The organism is Methylosinus sp. Ce-a6 (genome assembly GCF_009811655.1).
Classification (GTDB): domain Bacteria; phylum Pseudomonadota; class Alphaproteobacteria; order Rhizobiales; family Beijerinckiaceae; genus Methylosinus.
Genome location: NZ_BGJX01000036.1, coordinates 19,373 through 35,242, shown reverse-complemented (window position 1 = coordinate 35,242; position 15,870 = coordinate 19,373). Strand labels below are relative to the sequence as shown.

Genomic DNA, 15,870 nt, shown 5'->3' with positions numbered 1-15,870 from the left:
AAACCTTCGTCGTTCTGGCGTCGATCCAGATCGCAATCAGGCGGCTCGCGCGATAGTTGTCTTTTGAGTCAGGTTCTCAGTCGTCGGCGTCGCCATTGCGCTCGCGGCCGCGACTTTGCTCGCATCGAATCTGAAGGAATCCTCGCGTCTCGACGGCCGCCGATTGCAGCGCGGAGGGGCTGTGGTTCGAGATTCACGCCGAGAATTACATGGTCGACGGCGGACCGCGTCTCGCCATGCTGGACGCGATCCGCGAAAGGCATGACGTTTCGATCCACGGAGTCGGCCTCTCGCTCGCGGGCGCGGAGGATGTCGATGCGAGCCATCTCGCTCGGTTGAAGCGTCTCGTCGATCGCGCCCGGCCCATGCTCGTCTCCGAACATCTGGCCTGGTCGCGCATCGGCGCGACCCATCTGCCTGATCTTCTGCCAATCCCTCGCACGAGCGAGGCCCTGCATCGCGTCGCGCGCAATATCGAGCGCGCGCAGGAGGCGCTCGGCCGCCGCATATCGATCGAGAACCCGGCGCATTATCTTCCGCTTCCCGGCCATGAGTGGGACGAGCCGGAGTTTCTCGGCGAGCTCGCGAAGCGGACGGGCTGCGGCCTGCTGATCGACGTCAATAACCTCTTCGTCTCGGCCAACAATCTCGGCGATTCCGCACGACGCTACATCGAAGCGCTTCCAGTCTCCGCGATCACGGAAATCCATGTCGCAGGCCACAGGCCGGACGCGCGTCATGGCGAGTCGCTGCTCATCGACCTCGCGACCTTCCAGCGCAATTTCGCAGAGGCGCTCCTCTCGGGAGCGGCGAGCGAATTCGATCGCTTCCCGGGCTTCGCCGTCTATCGGAACAGCTCGGTTCTCAGCGCGATCGAGAGCTTGGAGCGCGCCTATCCAACGGTACGCAAGCTTCTCGGGGAAGCAGTCTTTCGGGATGTGGCCCGCGACTATTTCCATTTTCGCCCGCCAAAGAGCGCGGTTTTGGCGGAATATGGCGCAGGTTTCGAAAATCTCTTGGAACCTCTCGCGGCGCGCTACCGCGATGTCGCCGACATGGCGCGGATCGACCGCATGCGGCTGGAGTCGCATCTCTCCTGCGATCCGCAGGAAGATATGGGCCTGCATTGGCGCGCCCTCAGCCTCGCCGATTGGATGACGACCAGCGCGATTCTGCATCCGGCGACGCGGTTTCATTGGTTCGCTTCGCCGGCGCCGTCGCTCTGGCTCGCCCTGCAAGGGGAGATCATGCCGGACTCTCCAATGTCGGATAACGAAGCCGAAGGCGTCCTCGTCACTCGCGCGACAGGCGAAACGGCGATCATTCGAATTGACCGGGCGCTCTATCGATTGCTGCAAGGCGTTGCGGAGGGCAAGCGCATAGGTCCGACGGCGATAGCGCTCGCGATGGAGCGTCCGGGCTCCGATCTCGGCGCCGCCTTCAGACGATTGCTCGAAAGCGGAGCCATCCTTCACTTAAAGAAAGAGGAGAATTCTGAATGAACTGCAACGAGACGGCTCCGTCAGCGATGAACGGCGGGAATCGCGATCAGTCGCTTCTACCGCGATATGCGCCGGCGGCGACAACCCTGTCGCTTCTGCTTCTCCTTCAGCGCGTCGCGATCGCCGCTGTCTTCTTTCTCTCTGGGCGTACCAAGGTCGATGGATGGCTCACCGTATCGGACAGCGCCTTGGAATTATTTCGCAGCGAGTATCGTTTGCCGCTCATTGCGCCCGAGATGGCGGTCTACCTTGCCGTGGCGGCGGAGCACCTGTTTCCCGCTCTGCTCGTGCTCGGTCTGCTCACGCGACTTTCGGCGGCCGCGCTCCTCGCGATGACGCTGATCATTCAGATATTCGTTTATCCGGATGGTTGGCCGACACATTTGAGCTGGTCGAGCATTCTGCTTCCGTTGGTCCTGTACGGAGCCGGCGCTTTCTCGCTGGATCGAGCGCTCGGCCGCGCTAAAATTCGATAACGATGTCGGGAATTCTCCGCAGAGTGTGGACCGTTCGGCGAAGGACCGCCTCGACGAGCGATTTTCGCATCGGCTCGGAAGAGAACGCCTAAGAGCGGCCGCCACTCGCCACCGCATTGCCGCTCATTTCTTCGACAGCAGGCGGAGCTGAGCGAGAACTTCCTCGACCTCGGCTCGCTTGCGATAATTGTTCGGAATGTACGCCCACGCTATGACGCCGTCCGAATCGATCACCTAGGTGGCTGGATCCGCGAAAGCGTAGGTGTCGTCGCCGTTCGCTTTCTCGATGTTCACCTTGAACAGTTCCAGAAGCTTGCGATGAGGCTCGGGCAGAGTGAACGCCACGCCGAATTGCTTGGCGACGCTGGCGCTCGCATCGTGCAGCATATCGAATGCAGGGGCGCTGATAACGGTTTCCCTGCTTTCCCTCGGAATGTCGGATGCGTTCAGCAGCTCGAGCCCGTCTGGCCCTTCGGAGGAAATGGCGACGAGATTTGCGCCCAACGCCAGGAGATCTGCATGACGCGCATTGTAGGCCGCGAGCTGTAGATTGCAGTATGGGCACCATAGTCCGCGGTAAAATGTAACCACCAGCGGGCCGGCTTTCAGATAGTCCGCCAAGCTGCGCGTTGCGCCGGTGTAATTTTGTAGAGCGAAATCCGGCGCCCTGTCGCCCGCCTTGAGCGCGTTCTCGACGATCGGCAGGGCGCTGATTTCACCTGCGCCCAGTTCGATCAACGCATTCAATTCAGGCGGAAGCGTCGAACGAAATGTCTGAATGAGAGATTGAATTTGGAGATCGAGAGACATGTGCAAGCGTCCTCGTCTTTAGACTTTTCATCGCTGCTTCAGGGGACAGATACAATGAAGGCTTCAGGGAAGGCGTCTGCAGCGTCGGCGCGAAGCTCAAATTCGTCGAGGTCCGCTAGCGCCTCGCGTCGACCGGCGCCGCCGCGCCGGTTCCGATGCTCCAGGCGAGATAGCGGCTCAAAGCCGTAAGGTCCAAGCCGGTTTCCGACGACCACTGGTTCATTGCCATCTGGATGGCGTTCATCTGCGCCTTGCTCGTCGGCGGAGAAGCGATGACCCCCTCTCGCGCCAGCGCGGCAATCACGTCCTTCGTCAGGACAAAGGCCGGCTTGCCGAGCGCACGCAAGAGCCGCATGCCGGTCTCCCCTCCGAGACGACTGCCCTTCCGCTTCATCAGGTCGAGCAATTCGACGTTGCGGTCATCGGGCCATTCGGAAAAGAACCGCGCCGCGGATCCGTGCTCTCGCGCCAACTCCAAAATCCATTGCGCGTTCTCTCTCACAGCCGAGATCTTGGCGCCGTTTCGCACGATGGTCTTGTTCGCGAGGAGCCGGTCGAATTCCGGCTCGCTCATCGCCGCGCATCGCGCCGGAGCCCTTTCGTGCGGGAGGGGAAAATGATCTTCACCCGCGTCACGGAGTTCCAGGCGGCGCAATGCCAACCTGCGATGGAGGATTGGTTTGCAGGTCCGCAGGTCTGAGATGCGGCGTTTCTCGCAGATCATCGCGCTCGCGGCCCAGCATCATAGGTCCGAAGAAATTGCGCGGGGCCTTGAAGACGTCCGGTCTCGATCCGCGAAGGAGATCGCCGAGCTCGAGGACGACCGGGTCCTCGCATTCATGGCTCATCGCGTTTTTTGCTCGGGTTTTTCGCGAGCGCAGATCGACGAGAAGTGGCCCGCATTCGAGGAGGCGTCGTGGAGCGCGCGTTGCAGGAACCGGACGCTCGGGCCGTGGCGGCGGCGCTGCTATATTGAATTGCAGATCTTCTGACCTCTCCCGATCACGCGCCCGGTTGTCTGATCCTCAACAACGCGCTGCCGATTTGCGACGATCATCCGTTTCGCGCCCAGTGGGCCGAGCGCCGCAGCGCCATCCGGATCGCATTGGCCGAGCGTTTCCGCGAGGATCGGGAGTCCGGGCTCGCGTTTCCCGAGGCTTGGGATCCTTCCGATACGGCCCGCCTGATCGTTTCTCTGATCTGGGGCATTGCAGTCGAGGTCCACTCAGACGCGAGCGCACCAGACGTCCACCGGATGATTTCCCATTTTCTCGCGACGTGGCCCGATCCGTGATCCTCGGGTATGAGTTTCGAGGCCGCAGCAGTCACGATCATCCGCCTTTGGTTTTCAGCGCGGGTGATGGGTTTGGGAGCCGATCTGAATCCTATCTGTGTCATGTGCGCGCGCTACCGCGCTCGACGCCAATACGGTCTCCGAGCCAAAACGGCCGAAATCCGCGTGCGGCGGTTTTGATCCGAGTGCATAGATTCCGCTTGGAGCAACCGCGATTTGAGGCATTCTAAGCAGAAACGGCCCCGAAGGACCGATTCTAACTATCAGAATATCATTGTGAATTTTTGGAGCGGGCGAAGGGATTCGAACCCTCGACCCCAACCTTGGCAATGAGGACGGCCACTCCATCCGATTTCGAGCTACGCCGACCTTCAGGTGTTGAGCGCAACCACCTGGGCCATAATCGCGCGAAGGCGGGCAGCGTCTGAGTCCTCCTTGGACAGCCGTTCAGCCAGGACACGGATCAAGTCGGCGTCGAACTCCGGAAGCGCCTCACCGCTCTCGGCATCTTGCGCCTGAATGGCCTTCCCCTCCAACGCAGCCGCCAGCAGCTTTTCGACGCGCTTGGCCGCCTCGAGCGAAGGGTCGCGTTGGACATGGGCGTAAATGGCCGTCGACCTGAGATTTGCGTGTCCCAGGATCGCGCCGGTCAACGCTAGTGCTTCGCCGCTCGACGTGGCAGTCGATCCGAGCGTGTGTCGAAGGGTGTGCGGAGTGACTCCCAGTAAGCCGGCGAGCGTGGTCACCTCCGCCCAGACATTACGCGTACCTTGATAGTAGCCGTCGCCTCTCTCGGCCGGGAACAGATAGCCTTCCTTGCGATCTTTCAAGAGTTCCTGCAACAGCGCCGCCGCCGCCGGCCCAAAGGGGCGAATCGATTTCCCCGTCTTGGTATCATCGAACTCGAAGAGGTTGCTCCCGAGTTTGACCTCATGAGCCTTGAGGGCAGCAATCTCGTTACGGCGGCAGCCGGTCAGCGCCCACAGGCGGGCGATTGCCACTCCTTTCGGATTGGCGCCTTCTTTCTCGACCGTATCGAACGCTCCGCCCAGGCGAGAGACCTCGTCCAGCGTCAGAAATCGCTCGCGTCGGTTATCCGTCTTTCTAACGGATGCGGCTTCGACGGGGTTCTTTGTCACGAAGCCATGCCGGCCGCCGAAGCTGAACACCGCCGACAGGTCGCGTACGACCTTTCGAGCCGCGCCCTCGCCACCGCGCACTATGAGGCGTTTGCGCGGGCCGACCTTTTCGTCCTTGGCCGTCTTGCCGGCCGTAACGTCCGCCACGAAGGTCTCAATATCGCCGGACGTGACCTCGCTCGCTCGCCGGTGACCGAGAAGAGGTTCCACGTGGTTGCGCAGCCGCGCCATCGTGTACTGCTTGGTAAGCGGCTTCATAGGCTTACCCTTGTGGATGCCGCGCTGGATAAAGCAGCCATGCTTTTCATAGAAGTCGAGCAGCTCCCGCATCGTCTTCTCGCGGCGTTTCTCCTGCACCTCGCCGGCGGGATCATTACCGCTGGCCGCGGCGCCAAGCAGAACTTTCGCCTTTTTCCTCGCTTGCTCGACCGTCAGCGCTCCGAAGCGACCGACGGTTAGAAAGCGCCTCGGCGCGGACCGGCCGCCCCCATCGGTGCGATAACGGATGATGAACGTCTTCGTGCCGCTCTTCTCGACTCGCAGCCCGAAACCCGTGAGATCGAGGTCCCACAGGTCATACCGGGCGTCGCGGGCCTCCGCCTTCTCGACTACCAACTTGGTCAACCGGACGCTGGATGATCGGTCCATCGCACGCCTCCGTTCGCATTTTCTCGCGGGTGCGAGATTATATTGGTGTCCACATGGTGTCCACCGTGATGAAAAATCCAGGCGCGGCGGAGCGTAGCCCAGCGAGAGCGCTTTCATCAAAATAGATGTTTTTCCGATATTTAGCGTACTCAGGAGAAACCTATGCGGCCTCGTGGTAGGATACACCCAACCTTGCCAAGGTTGGGGTTGAGGGTTCGAATCCCTTCGCCCGCTCCAAAAAAGCTCAATATAATCAGTATGCTAAAAAGCGCCCTTCGGGGCGCTTTTTGCTTACCCGAGCCCTTTTTTCCTGGCGGGTAAGTCTTGAAACAGATCGGATATCTGACGTGGCGATCGCGAAGCATTGCCGAAAGCTCGGTTCGCATCACGCCAATCTTTTGTCAGCTCACCCGTAACGGCGGCTTTGAGGAGCGCGCGGCGAAACAGATCGAGGCGTTGCGCGCCTCGCGCAACGCCGCTTCGCCTTCGGCGATCTCATAACACCCTCTAGGCGTCCACGGGCTCTATCGGGCGGACTGAAAATGAGTCAAAGCCGTTTCCGCATGCCGGACCGCCGCGGCGGTCCGGCGTTGGCTGTGAGTGCCTTGCGCCGTTCTGATCGCCCGTCGAAGATGTTTGATTCCCGTCTCGAGATTCGGATCCGCTTTTGCCCTCTGAGCGGCCCTCGCGTGATCGAGAGCGTTCGTGGCGTGCTCCACGAGGGATGCGGGATAACCGCTTCTGCCCTCCTGAATAGCTTCCTTCGTTTCCCCTATCGTCTGCGTGAGATGTTCCGCCGCCAGCGAAACACGAGGCGCGACAAACAGGACGAGACCCAGCGCTGATGTGGCGATCATCGATCTGCGAGTGATCATTTCTAGTCCTTTCCCGAAGCAGGCATCTGGAAAATGGCCTCCGCCATTCGATGCCAGGAAGAACATCGATGACATAGAGCCGAGCTCGACGCGGCCAACGGGATTCTCCAGAGCGATGTCGCAATTTCGAGGCGTTCGGCTCCAACTCGGGCTTTTGGCCTCCTCGAGCCGCATTGCGCCGTGGGTCGGCAACGAGCGCAAAAATCGCACGAGCTCGGCAGGAAAGGACTCGCAAAGTAGAGCGTCAGATTGAGCACTACGACTTTGATGCAGTTATCTCCGTCGGTTACCGGATCCTCTGCGCAGGCGACGGCGTTTCGCCGTTTGGCAATCGGAATATTGGCGCAGCTCGCTGAGAAGGGGTTCGTGGTCGATACTGCGCGACTGAAGCGGCCCGAAAATGCCGACCGGGTCGCTGAGCTACGCGAAGCTGTGCGGCGGCCTGGAGATCACATACTCGCGGATATCGCTGGCGGAGGGGGCGGGATTCGAACCCGCGATACGGTTTCCCGTATACACACTTTCCAGGCGTGCGCCTTCAACCACTCGGCCACCCCTCCGTAAATCCTGGCCGGCGTAGATTCGGCGTTGGATCGGCGCGCACTATATTCACAAGCCGCCAGAGTGCAAATCTTTCTGTGCGCCGCACGAACAAAAGCTTTGCGTCGAGGGAGGCGCGCTTCGGACTAAGCGTCCGCCTCAGCCGGCCGGGCGGGACCGGACGGCATAGACGACGCCCGTCGCCCCCAGCAGCGCCGTGATCGCGGCGAAGGCCGGCTGGCCGGCGGCCAGCGTCAGCATGACGGCGAGGAAGGTCGCGACGCCGATCGCCGCCGCGATGGCGAGCGAGCCGAGCGGCGATGCGGAGCCGGCGGCCGGCCCGTTGCGCCGGCGCGGCTGGCCGGCGACGGCCGATATGATCGCCTGATAGGCGGAATCGAAGACGATGCGGTCGACCGAGAGCGGCGGCGCCGAATAAGGAAAGCCGCCGGAGGGCGCGGCGAAATCGCGATCGTAGCTCGTCGCCTCGAAAGCGCCTTGTCCCGTCTTCGTCAAATAAATGTCGAGCGTCGCCGTGTCGCGCTCGCCGTCGCGGACCAGCAGAGCGGCGCGGATCGTCGGCGCCGCGTCGGCGGCGTTGCGCGAGGGCAGGCGCGAGCGTGGAACGATCTCGGCCTCGTCGAGAAATTCCTCCGGCGATTGGCCGTGCGCCTCCGCCGCGGAACGAATGGCCGCCTGCGCCTCCCGAATGACGATCCGCAGCGGCGCGCGCTCGCCGACGAGACGCGGAAGGCCGGACAGGATCGCGGCGCTCGGCCCATAGGCCGCCATCAAGCTTCCCTCCTCCGAATGAGACTCGCTCGAGGCGGCGCCGAGCGGCACGGCGAAATTGCGATAGCCGGCGGGGAGCGGATCGCGGAGACCGGCGCCGGGCGGGGGCGTCTTCACGACCGTCGTCGCCCCGGCGATCTCCTCGACCGGCTCGGCTCTCGCGGCGACCGGCGCGACGCGCGACAGAGCGCGCACACCGGGCGCGCGGGAGGTGACGGCGGAAATCGGCGATACCATGTCTCAAAAACCACGAATGGCGCATTGAAAGCGCTCAGCCTCATCCGCGCCGCTTGCGCGAAACTGGCAAGAGTCTTTCCGTGTTTCATTGAAACACAAAAAGACTTTTGACTTTTGTTTTGACGCGTTTCCGACGCCGAACCGGCGTCCACTTCGGCTGGGAACGCTCTAAAGCGTAACCTGAGCGATCATCGCCGCCGCGCGTCGACGCCGGGTTACAGAAAAGGGTCGAATGCGGCGCACCGCGCTCTATCTCGTCAGGAGAGAGGGGCGCGCCCATGCATGCGGTTTCCAACTATCCCGGACGGCGGCGGGCGTCGCAGGAGGCGGCGCGGCGGGAAGTCTTCGCGGTCGTCGATTCGCTCGCGCGCGAGATGCATCCGCGCCGCAGCGCGCCGGCGGAGATTTCCCTGTCGAGCCGGCTCGAGCAGGATCTCGGCGTCGACAGCCTGGCGCGCGCCGAATTGAACATGCGGCTCGAGCGGGCGTTTCACGCGCCTCTGCCGCTCGAGGAGCTCGGCCGCGCCGACACGGTCGGCGATCTGCTGAACGTGCTGGAGAAAGCGCCCGGCGCCGAGCCGCCGTCCTTCGTCGAGCCGGCCCCGGCCGAGGCGCTGCCGCATATACGCGCCGCCTTCGAGGCGCAAACGCTGACCGAGGCGCTGGACTGGCATGCGGCGCGAAATCCCGAGCGCCTGCATCTGACCTTTCTGCGCGACGCGGCGACGCCGGGCGGCGCGCTGACTTATTGGCGGCTCGCCGACGAGGCGCGCCGGGCGGCGGAGGGTCTCGTCGCCCGCGATGTCGCGCTTGGCGACCGCATCGCGCTGATGCTGCCGACCGGCCTCGATTTCTTCATCGGCTTTTTCGGCATTCTCTATGCCGGCGCCATTCCCGTTCCGATCTATCCGCCGATGCGCATGTCGCAGATCGAGGAGCATCTCACCCGCCAGATCGGCATATTGCGCAACGCCGGCGTCAAAATGCTCGTCACCGCGCCGGAGGGTCTGCGCCTCGCCGGACTCGCCCGCGGGCGGGTCGAGACGCTGGAGGAGATCGTCGCCGTCGTCGATCTGACCGCGGGCGCGACCGGCGCGCCCCTGCCGCCGACGCGCGACGCGGGAGCGACGGCGATGCTGCAATATACGTCGGGCAGCACGGGCGATCCCAAGGGCGTCGTGCTGAGCCACGCCAATCTGCTGGCCAATATCCGCGCCATGGGCCTCGCCATAGGCGCGAGCTCGGCCGACACTTTCGTGAGCTGGCTGCCGCTCTATCACGATATGGGATTGATCGGCGCCTGGCTCGGCTGCCTGCATTTCGGCGCGCCGCTCTTTGTGATGTCGCCCTTGACCTTCCTGTCGCGGCCGGCGAGCTGGCTCGAGGCGATCGACCGGCATCGCGCCACGCTGAGCGCCGCGCCCAATTTCGCCTTCGAGCTGTGCCTCGACAAGATCGACGCGACGCTGATCGAAGGGCTCGATCTCGGATCGCTGCGCATGGTCGCCAATGGCGCCGAGCCGGTCTCGCCGCGCACCATCCGCCGCTTCGCCGAGAAATTCGCGAAATACGGCTTTCGGGCGGAGGCCATGGCGCCCGTCTACGGGCTCGCCGAAAATTCCGTCGGCCTCGCCTTTCCGCCGCCCGGCCGCGCCCCCGCGATCGACCGCATCGACCGCGACATGCTCTCGACCGAGGGACGCGCCGAGCCGACGGCGGATGATTCCCGCGCCTTGGAGCTCGTCTCCTGCGGCGCGCCTCTGCCGGGCCATGAAATCCGCATCGTGGACGCTTCCGGCCGCGAGCTCGGCGAGCGACGGGAGGGACGGCTCGAATTCCGTGGCCCTTCCGCCACTTCCGGCTATTTCCGCAATGAGGAGAAAACCCGCGCGCTCATCCGCGACGGCTGGCTCGACAGCGGCGACCGCGCCTATATGGCCGCCGGCGAGATCTATGTGACCGGGCGGGTCAAGGACATCGTCATCCGCGCCGGCCGCCATCTCTATCCGCAGGAGATCGAGGAGGCCGTCGCCGGCGTGGCGGGAATCCGCAAGGGCTGCGTCGCCGCCTTCGGCGCGCCGGATACGGAGACCGGCACGGAACGGCTGATCGTCGTCGCCGAGACCTATGAGACCGTTCCGGAAGCGCGCGGCGCGCTCGAGACCAGGGTGCAGGCCATGGTGAGCGCGGTCTGCGGCGCGCCGGCGGAGGCGGTGGTTTTCGTTCCGCCGCGCTCGACGCCCAAGACATCGAGCGGCAAAATTCGCCGCAGCGCCGCCAAGACCTTGTTCGAACAGGGCCGGCTCGGCGAATCGCGCGGCCCGGTCTGGACCCAGATCGCGCGGCTGGCGCTCTCCGGCCTGTGGCCGTCGACGCGGCGCGCGGCCCGTCGGGCGGCAGACCTCCTCTACGCCGGCTGGTGGTGGCTCGTCGTCTGCGCCGGCTATTTCGCGGCCTGGGTCGCGGTGATGATGCTTCCCCGCCGCGCCGCGCGCTGGGCCGCCGTGCAGAAGATCGCCGCGACCATGCTGCGGGCTTTCGGCGCCGACGTCGGAACGGAAGGGCTGGCGCTGCTGCCCGAGGGCGGGGCCGTGCTCGCCTTCAACCATTCGAGCTATGTCGATGTGATGCTGCTCGCCGCCTCATTGCGCGGCGAGCCGGCCTTCGTCGCCAAGAAGGAGCTCGCCGGGCAGTTGTTCGTCGCCCCCTTCCTGCGGCGCCTCGGGGCGCTCTTCGTCGAGCGTTTCGAGATCGCCGCGAGCGTCGCCGATGCGGAAAAGCTCACCGCCGCGGCGCAGGAGGGCCGCAATCTGGTGTTCTTCCCGGAAGGGACCTTCACGCGGCGGGCGGGCCTCAGCGGATTCTATCTCGGCGCGTTCAAGGTGGCGGCCGAGGCCGGCCTGCCCGTCTATCCTGGCGTTCTGCGCGGGACCCGCAGCATGTTGCGCGGCGGCCAATGGTTCCCGCGCCGGGCGGCGCTGTCGCTGACCATTCTGCCGCCTTCGCGCGCGGGCGGGACGGATTTCACCTGCGCCCTACGGCTGCGCGACCATGTCCGCGCGGCCATTCTCGCGCAATGCGGCGAGCCGGATTTGAGTGAGCTGACAAAGCCCAATCGGGGCAATGGGGCGTAGAGCGCGCTGACGCTCCCTCCCCGGCCCTCCCCCGCTGCCCGTCACGAATGGGAGAAGGCGGACGATGGTCTCGCCTCATTTTCACATTCCCAAGTATTTTCAAAGCAGAGGCGCATCCTTCTCCCGCCTGCGGGAGAAGGTGGCCTCGCGAAGCGAGGTCGGATGAGCGCGGCTGCGGTTCGTGAATCGGAGGAAGGTTCGAAGATGGCTGCGGCGGGTCGCGCCCTCATCCGACCCGGCTGCGCCGGGCCACCTTCTCCCACAAGTGGGAGAAGGGGTCGCCCCACAATGGTTTCGCCTCATCTTTGCATTCGCAAAAATTTTCAAAGCGAGGGAAGGAGCCTTCGCCCCCTTACTCCTCCTCGCCGAAGCGATTGCCGACGAGCGCCGCCAGCGCCTCTATCGCCTCGAAAGCCTGCGGGCCGGCGGCGGTGACGGTGATCGTCGAGCCCTGCGCCGCGCCGAGCGTCAAAATGCCCATGATCGAGCTGCCGCCGACCGTGTCGCCGCATTTGGACACGGTGATCTCGGCCTCGAAAGATTCACAGCACTGGACGAATTTGGCGGTGGCCCGCGCATGCAGGCCCTTGCGATTGACGATGACGAGATCGCGGATGATGCGGCCGTCCTGGGCGGCGGAAACACTCTGCTCGGTCATTTCGCGTTGAGAACTCTGCTGGCGATATAGACATATTTGCGCCCGGCGTCTTGGGCTTGCAACACCGCCTGCTCGAGCGGAGCCGTCTCGCGCACCGAGGCGAGCTTGATCAGCATGGGCAGATTAATGCCCGCGAGCACCTCCACCTTGCCGCCGTTCATCACGGAAATCGCCAGATTGGAGGGCGTGCCGCCGAACATGTCGGTCAGGACGACGACGCCTTCGCCGCTGTCGGCCTCGGCGATGGCGTCGATAATGTCCCGGCGCCGACGCTCCATGTCATCCTCGGGGCCGATGGAAATCGACACGAGTTGCTTCTGCGGGCCGACCACGTGCTCGAGGGCCGCGCGGAACTCCGTGGCGAGGTGGCCATGGGTCACCAGGACCATTCCGATCATTCGCAGCTACCGCTCATGAAGACCGTCTCGCGAGAGAACGAGATCGTCGAAATCGGAGAACCGACGCGGACCGGCATTGCGGCTCACCAATTTACTAACGCGAATGTCGCCCCGACGTTCGCAGCGTTTCGGCCGCCATTTTGTGCGTTGCGGCGAAATTGGCAAGCGAAAACCTCCTGTCCCCGCTAAAATGCTACAAACTGATGAATAAACGAGAAAATCTTCCTCGCCGCCCCTGCCTCGCGGGCATCGGCGGCGAGCCGCGGCAGCGCCACGCCGCACAAATTCGCCTGTCCGTCCGCCTCCTCGGGATATCGTCGCGGCGCGCCGTCGCGCGGCCCACGCAGGTCCACGAGACAGCGCAGCACCCCCGCGGGCTCGAATTCGACCCGCAGCACGCCGACCCCGCGCTCCTCGATCGCTCCGGCGATGGAAGGATGCGGCCGCGCCAGCAGCCGGCCATGGCGGCGGACGATCTCGACGCGATCGTCGCCGATGAGCCGGGCGAAGAGACCGTGCCCGCGCGCCGCTTGGATGAGCTCCAGGCCGAGCCCGCTCTTGCCGCTGCCGGAGGGACCGCGCATCAGCACGCCGGCCGAGCCCAGGAGCAGGGCGTTGGCGTGAATCACGACGCGGTCTTCATCCCGGCCCTCGGAGCGAGGCGCGCCGCTCATTTCGCCGCCGGAAGCCAGAGCACGAAGCGCGCGCCGAGCACGACATCGCCCGGCGCGATCTCGTCGGTTCCCTCCGGCTCCGCCCGCGTTCGGTTCATCGCCCGGATGCGGCCGTTATGCGCCTCCACGATCTGCCGAGAGATCGACAGGCCGAGCCCCGAATTCTGGCCGAAGCCCTGCTCCGGCCGATCCGTGTAGAAACGCTCGAAGATCCGCTCGAAGGCGTGGGCGGGAATGCCGGGGCCGTCGTCGTCGACGATGATCTCATAGCCGTCGAGCGGCGTCCCGCCCGGCCCGATCGCCTGCTCCGGCCGCAGACAGACGCGCACGCCGCCGCCGGGCGAGGAGAAGGAGCAGGCGTTGGCGATGAGATTGTCGAACACCTGCGCGAGGCGCGAATCATGGCCGAGGATGCGCCAGCGCCGCCGCGGATCGGAGGGCTGAATGTCGATTGTGATCTCGACGCCGTCGCCGCGATCGACGTCATGCGCCATGCCGACCACCGTCTTCAGCACGCCGGCGATGTCGACGATCGCCATATCGGCGCGGGCGAGCTCGGCGTCGAGGCGCGAGGCGTCGGAAATGTCGCTGATGAGCCGATCGAGCCTTCCGACGTCGTGCTTGATGATGGTGAGCAGGCGCGAGCGCGCGTTCTCGTCCTTGACGATGGGCAGAGTCTCGACCGCGCTGCGCAGCGAGGTCAGCGGATTCTTGAGCTCATGCGCGACATCGGCGGCGAAATGCTCGATCGCCTCTATGCGACTGTAGAGCGCGCGCGTCATGTCGCGCAGCGCGCCGGAGAGATGGCCGATCTCGTCCTGGCGCTGCGAGAAGTCCGGAATCTCCTGGCGCGATTTGACGCCGCGCCGCACGCGCTCGGCCGCCTCGGCGAGACGGCGCATGGGCTCGGCGATGGTGCCGGCGAAGAGCAATGACAAGAGCAGCATCACGCCGGCCGAGACCAGGAAGATGCGGATGATGCCCCAACGCTCCTGCGCGAGAATGGCGTCGATGTCGCCGCCGAGAGTCGACAGGAGCAGCGCGCCGCGCACCGAGCGGAAGCGCTGCACCGGCACGGCGACGGAGATGATCGTCTCGCCCTTGGCGTTGGCGCGCACCACCGACAAAGCGCCGCCGGCGAGCGCGGCCGCCACCTCCGGATAGGCCTTGCCATTGCCGGCGCCGATGTCTTCATACAGCGGCAGCTCCGGCCGCCGCGTCCAGCGCCGCAGCGCATTGATCCCGCGCTCGAGATAGCTCGTCGAATCGGCGCCGCCGCCCGCGGGCCCGAGCTCGAAGCGCAGAATATTGGAGCGGCCGTTGACGGAGCGCGAATCGAGCAGGAGATAGCCGTCGCGGTCGTAGATGCGCGCGCGCGTGCGCGTCGGCGAGACGAGGCGGCGCAACAGCGGGCCGATGCGCTCGGGATTGAGCGAGAACTCCATCGACGGCTGGCTGCCCTCGGCGAGGCTGTAGCTCTCGCCGGGCGCGAGCCGCAGCAGCTTTTCGGGATCGATGGTGATGGCGTCGGTGTCGACGGTGGCGGAGGCCGCGATCGCCGCGGCGATGATCTCGCCCTGCGTCTGCAGGCTCTGCACGCGCGCGTCGATCAGACCTTCGCGAAACTGGTTGAGATAGAGAAAGCCGCCGAGCAGCGCCACGAGGCCGCCCAGATTGAGCACGACGATGCGACGGGTGAGCGATGACGACAGGCGCGATTGAACGGCGCGCGTCAGCCGCGCGAAGCGAACGGTCGCGGCGCGGCCGATTCGCTTTTGCCGCGCCGGCGTCTCGACGACGCCATGTTCATTGTCGGTCGTGACGGTCATCAGTCGTTATTGCGCTTCCTTGAAGCGATAGCCGACGCCATAGAGCGTCTCGATCATCTCGAACTCATTGTCGACGACCTTGAACTTCTTGCGCAGCCGCTTGATGTGGCTGTCGATGGTGCGGTCGTCGACATAGACCTGATCGTCATAGGCGGCGTCCATCAGCGCATTGCGGCTCTTCACCACGCCGGGGCGCTGCGCCAGCGCCTGCAGGATGAGGAACTCCGTCACCGTGAGCACGACGGGATCGCCGCGCCAGGTGCAGGTGTGGCGCTCCGGATCCATGACCAGCGCGCCGCGCTCCAGAACCTTGGCCTCGGACTCCTTCTGCGCCGCCGCCTCCTTCGGATTGGCGCGGCGCAGAATCGCCTTCACGCGCTCCACCAGCAGGCGCTGCGAGAAGGGTTTATGGATGAAATCGTCGGCGCCCATCTTGAGGCCGAACAATTCGTCGATCTCCTCGTCCTTCGAGGTCAGGAAGATCACCGGAAGGTCGGACTTCTGCCGCAGTCGGCGCAAGAGCTCCATTCCGTCCATGCGCGGCATCTTTATGTCGAAAATGGCGAGGTCCGGCGGATTGGCGCGCAGTCCGTCGAGCGCGGCGGCGCCGTCGGTGTAGGTCTGCACGCGATAACCCTCGCCTTCCAGCGCGATCGAGACGGAGGTCAGAATATTGCGGTCGTCGTCGACGAGAGCGATTGTCGGCATTTTCAACCTTTACTGTTCATGTCCGATCTCGAGGGTTCGATGTTCTCTTCATCGACCGAGGGCCCGAGCTTTCTCACGGCCCCTTCCTGTCTCGCTTCAACAGCGAACGATTTTCGCCGTCGCGCCGGACATCGCCGCTTCGCCGCCACGATCAAG

16 protein-coding genes, 2 tRNA genes and 1 pseudogene are annotated in these 15,870 nt (G+C 64.5%); 8 read left to right on the top strand and 11 right to left on the bottom strand.

Features of this window, described 5'->3' with window-relative positions:
• Positions 1-158: 158 nt before the first annotated feature.
• From Mspo_RS20120 to Mspo_RS16820, 3 genes and pseudogenes are all read left to right on the top strand, one after another.
• Positions 159-749: pseudogene (locus tag Mspo_RS20120) on the top strand (DUF692 domain-containing protein); the annotation flags it as partial.
• Positions 750-1,502 carry a DNA-binding domain-containing protein gene (locus Mspo_RS20115; RefSeq protein WP_256366369.1) on the top strand — a complete coding sequence of 251 codons (753 nt, stop codon included), beginning with the start codon at positions 750-752 and terminating at the stop codon, positions 1,500-1,502.
• A complete protein-coding gene (locus tag Mspo_RS16820) occupies positions 1,499-1,978 on the top strand; it encodes a DoxX family protein (protein ID WP_159731758.1) in 480 nt (159 codons plus the stop codon). Before Mspo_RS20115 ends, Mspo_RS16820 begins: the two co-directional genes overlap by 4 nt.
• A 234-nt stretch (positions 1,979-2,212) precedes the next feature.
• On the opposite strand, the gene Mspo_RS16815 is transcribed toward Mspo_RS16820, so the two are convergent.
• Positions 2,213-2,788, bottom strand: a complete 576-nt coding sequence (locus tag Mspo_RS16815; RefSeq protein WP_159731756.1) for a peroxiredoxin-like family protein — start codon at positions 2,786-2,788, stop codon at positions 2,213-2,215.
• A 115-nt stretch (positions 2,789-2,903) separates the two neighbouring features.
• Positions 2,904-3,434 carry a DNA-3-methyladenine glycosylase I gene (locus Mspo_RS16810; protein ID WP_256366368.1) on the bottom strand — a complete coding sequence of 177 codons (531 nt, stop codon included), beginning with the start codon at positions 3,432-3,434 and terminating at the stop codon, positions 2,904-2,906.
• A 34-nt stretch (positions 3,435-3,468) separates the two neighbouring features.
• Here Mspo_RS16810 and Mspo_RS16800 point away from each other — a divergent pair, with 34 nt between their 5' ends.
• Together Mspo_RS16800 and Mspo_RS16795 are read left to right on the top strand one after the other, a co-directional pair.
• Positions 3,469-3,780 carry a hypothetical protein gene (locus Mspo_RS16800; RefSeq protein ID WP_159731750.1) on the top strand — a complete coding sequence of 104 codons (312 nt, stop codon included), beginning with the start codon at positions 3,469-3,471 and terminating at the stop codon, positions 3,778-3,780.
• A gap of 113 nt (positions 3,781-3,893) precedes the next feature.
• A complete protein-coding gene (locus Mspo_RS16795; RefSeq protein WP_159731748.1) occupies positions 3,894-4,082 on the top strand; it encodes a hypothetical protein in 189 nt (62 codons plus the stop codon).
• A 371-nt stretch (positions 4,083-4,453) separates the two neighbouring features.
• Here Mspo_RS16795 and Mspo_RS16790 read toward each other — a convergent pair whose 3' ends face one another.
• Positions 4,454-5,869 carry a site-specific integrase gene (locus Mspo_RS16790; RefSeq protein WP_159731746.1) on the bottom strand — a complete coding sequence of 472 codons (1,416 nt, stop codon included), beginning with the start codon at positions 5,867-5,869 and terminating at the stop codon, positions 4,454-4,456.
• Between the two features lie 86 nt (positions 5,870-5,955).
• On the opposite strand from Mspo_RS16790, the gene Mspo_RS16785 reads away from it, so the two are divergent.
• Positions 5,956-6,106, top strand: a tRNA-Gly gene (locus tag Mspo_RS16785).
• A gap of 87 nt (positions 6,107-6,193) precedes the next feature.
• Positions 6,194-6,370: a hypothetical protein gene (locus Mspo_RS16780; protein ID WP_159731744.1), complete on the top strand. Its 177-nt coding sequence runs from the start codon at positions 6,194-6,196 to the stop codon at positions 6,368-6,370.
• Between the two features lie 23 nt (positions 6,371-6,393).
• Here Mspo_RS16780 and smbP read toward each other — a convergent pair whose 3' ends face one another.
• The 3 genes from smbP to Mspo_RS16760 all read right to left on the bottom strand — a co-directional run bounded on the left by smbP (position 6,394) and on the right by Mspo_RS16760 (position 8,313).
• Positions 6,394-6,819 (bottom strand): small metal-binding protein SmbP, encoded by a 426-nt coding sequence (gene smbP, locus Mspo_RS16775; protein ID WP_159731742.1) that lies wholly within the window; start codon positions 6,817-6,819, stop codon positions 6,394-6,396.
• 395 nt (positions 6,820-7,214) lie between these two features.
• A tRNA-Ser gene (locus Mspo_RS16765) sits at positions 7,215-7,304 on the bottom strand.
• Positions 7,305-7,443: 139 nt separating this feature from the next.
• Complete coding sequence (locus Mspo_RS16760; protein ID WP_159731740.1) at positions 7,444-8,313, bottom strand: hypothetical protein; 870 nt, start codon at positions 8,311-8,313, stop codon at positions 7,444-7,446.
• Positions 8,314-8,591: 278 nt separating this feature from the next.
• Here Mspo_RS16760 and Mspo_RS16755 point away from each other — a divergent pair, with 278 nt between their 5' ends.
• Positions 8,592-11,447, top strand: coding sequence for an AMP-binding protein (locus tag Mspo_RS16755; protein ID WP_159731738.1), 2,856 nt, complete (start codon positions 8,592-8,594; stop codon positions 11,445-11,447).
• A gap of 352 nt (positions 11,448-11,799) precedes the next feature.
• On the opposite strand, the gene Mspo_RS16750 is transcribed toward Mspo_RS16755, so the two are convergent.
• The 5 genes from Mspo_RS16750 to Mspo_RS16730 form a co-directional block, all read right to left on the bottom strand.
• The gene (locus tag Mspo_RS16750) at positions 11,800-12,105 is read right to left on the bottom strand and encodes an HPr family phosphocarrier protein (protein WP_159731736.1); all 306 of its coding nucleotides are present in this window, start codon (positions 12,103-12,105) and stop codon (positions 11,800-11,802) included.
• Positions 12,102-12,503, bottom strand: coding sequence for a PTS sugar transporter subunit IIA (locus Mspo_RS16745; protein ID WP_159731734.1), 402 nt, complete (start codon positions 12,501-12,503; stop codon positions 12,102-12,104). The genes Mspo_RS16750 and Mspo_RS16745 overlap by 4 nt, the downstream gene beginning before the upstream one ends.
• Positions 12,504-12,688: 185 nt before the next feature.
• Positions 12,689-13,177: an HPr kinase/phosphorylase gene (locus tag Mspo_RS16740; RefSeq protein ID WP_159731732.1), complete on the bottom strand. Its 489-nt coding sequence runs from the start codon at positions 13,175-13,177 to the stop codon at positions 12,689-12,691.
• Complete coding sequence (locus Mspo_RS16735; RefSeq protein ID WP_159731730.1) at positions 13,174-15,006, bottom strand: stimulus-sensing domain-containing protein; 1,833 nt, start codon at positions 15,004-15,006, stop codon at positions 13,174-13,176. Before Mspo_RS16735 ends, Mspo_RS16740 begins: the two co-directional genes overlap by 4 nt.
• 6 nt (positions 15,007-15,012) lie before the next feature.
• The gene (locus Mspo_RS16730) at positions 15,013-15,714 is read right to left on the bottom strand and encodes a response regulator transcription factor (protein WP_159731728.1); all 702 of its coding nucleotides are present in this window, start codon (positions 15,712-15,714) and stop codon (positions 15,013-15,015) included.
• Positions 15,715-15,870: the final 156 nt, after the last annotated feature.

Bases quoted from the DNA above. Each gene is read 5' to 3' on its own strand.
- Mspo_RS16820 (WP_159731758.1), top strand. From the start codon at position 1,499: ATGAACTGCAACGAGACGGCTCCGTCAGCGATGAACGGCGGGAATCGC.
- Mspo_RS16815 (WP_159731756.1), bottom strand. From the start codon at position 2,788: ATGTCTCTCGATCTCCAAATTCAATCTCTCATTCAGACATTTCGTTCG.
- Mspo_RS16790 (WP_159731746.1), bottom strand. From the start codon at position 5,869: ATGGACCGATCATCCAGCGTCCGGTTGACCAAGTTGGTAGTCGAGAAG.
- smbP (WP_159731742.1), bottom strand. From the start codon at position 6,819: ATGTCATCGATGTTCTTCCTGGCATCGAATGGCGGAGGCCATTTTCCA.
- Mspo_RS16760 (WP_159731740.1), bottom strand. From the start codon at position 8,313: ATGGTATCGCCGATTTCCGCCGTCACCTCCCGCGCGCCCGGTGTGCGC.
- Mspo_RS16755 (WP_159731738.1), top strand. From the start codon at position 8,592: ATGCATGCGGTTTCCAACTATCCCGGACGGCGGCGGGCGTCGCAGGAG.
- Mspo_RS16750 (WP_159731736.1), bottom strand. From the start codon at position 12,105: ATGACCGAGCAGAGTGTTTCCGCCGCCCAGGACGGCCGCATCATCCGC.
- Mspo_RS16745 (WP_159731734.1), bottom strand. From the start codon at position 12,503: ATGATCGGAATGGTCCTGGTGACCCATGGCCACCTCGCCACGGAGTTC.
- Mspo_RS16740 (WP_159731732.1), bottom strand. From the start codon at position 13,177: ATGAGCGGCGCGCCTCGCTCCGAGGGCCGGGATGAAGACCGCGTCGTG.
- Mspo_RS16735 (WP_159731730.1), bottom strand. From the start codon at position 15,006: ATGACCGTCACGACCGACAATGAACATGGCGTCGTCGAGACGCCGGCG.
- Mspo_RS16730 (WP_159731728.1), bottom strand. From the start codon at position 15,714: ATGCCGACAATCGCTCTCGTCGACGACGACCGCAATATTCTGACCTCC.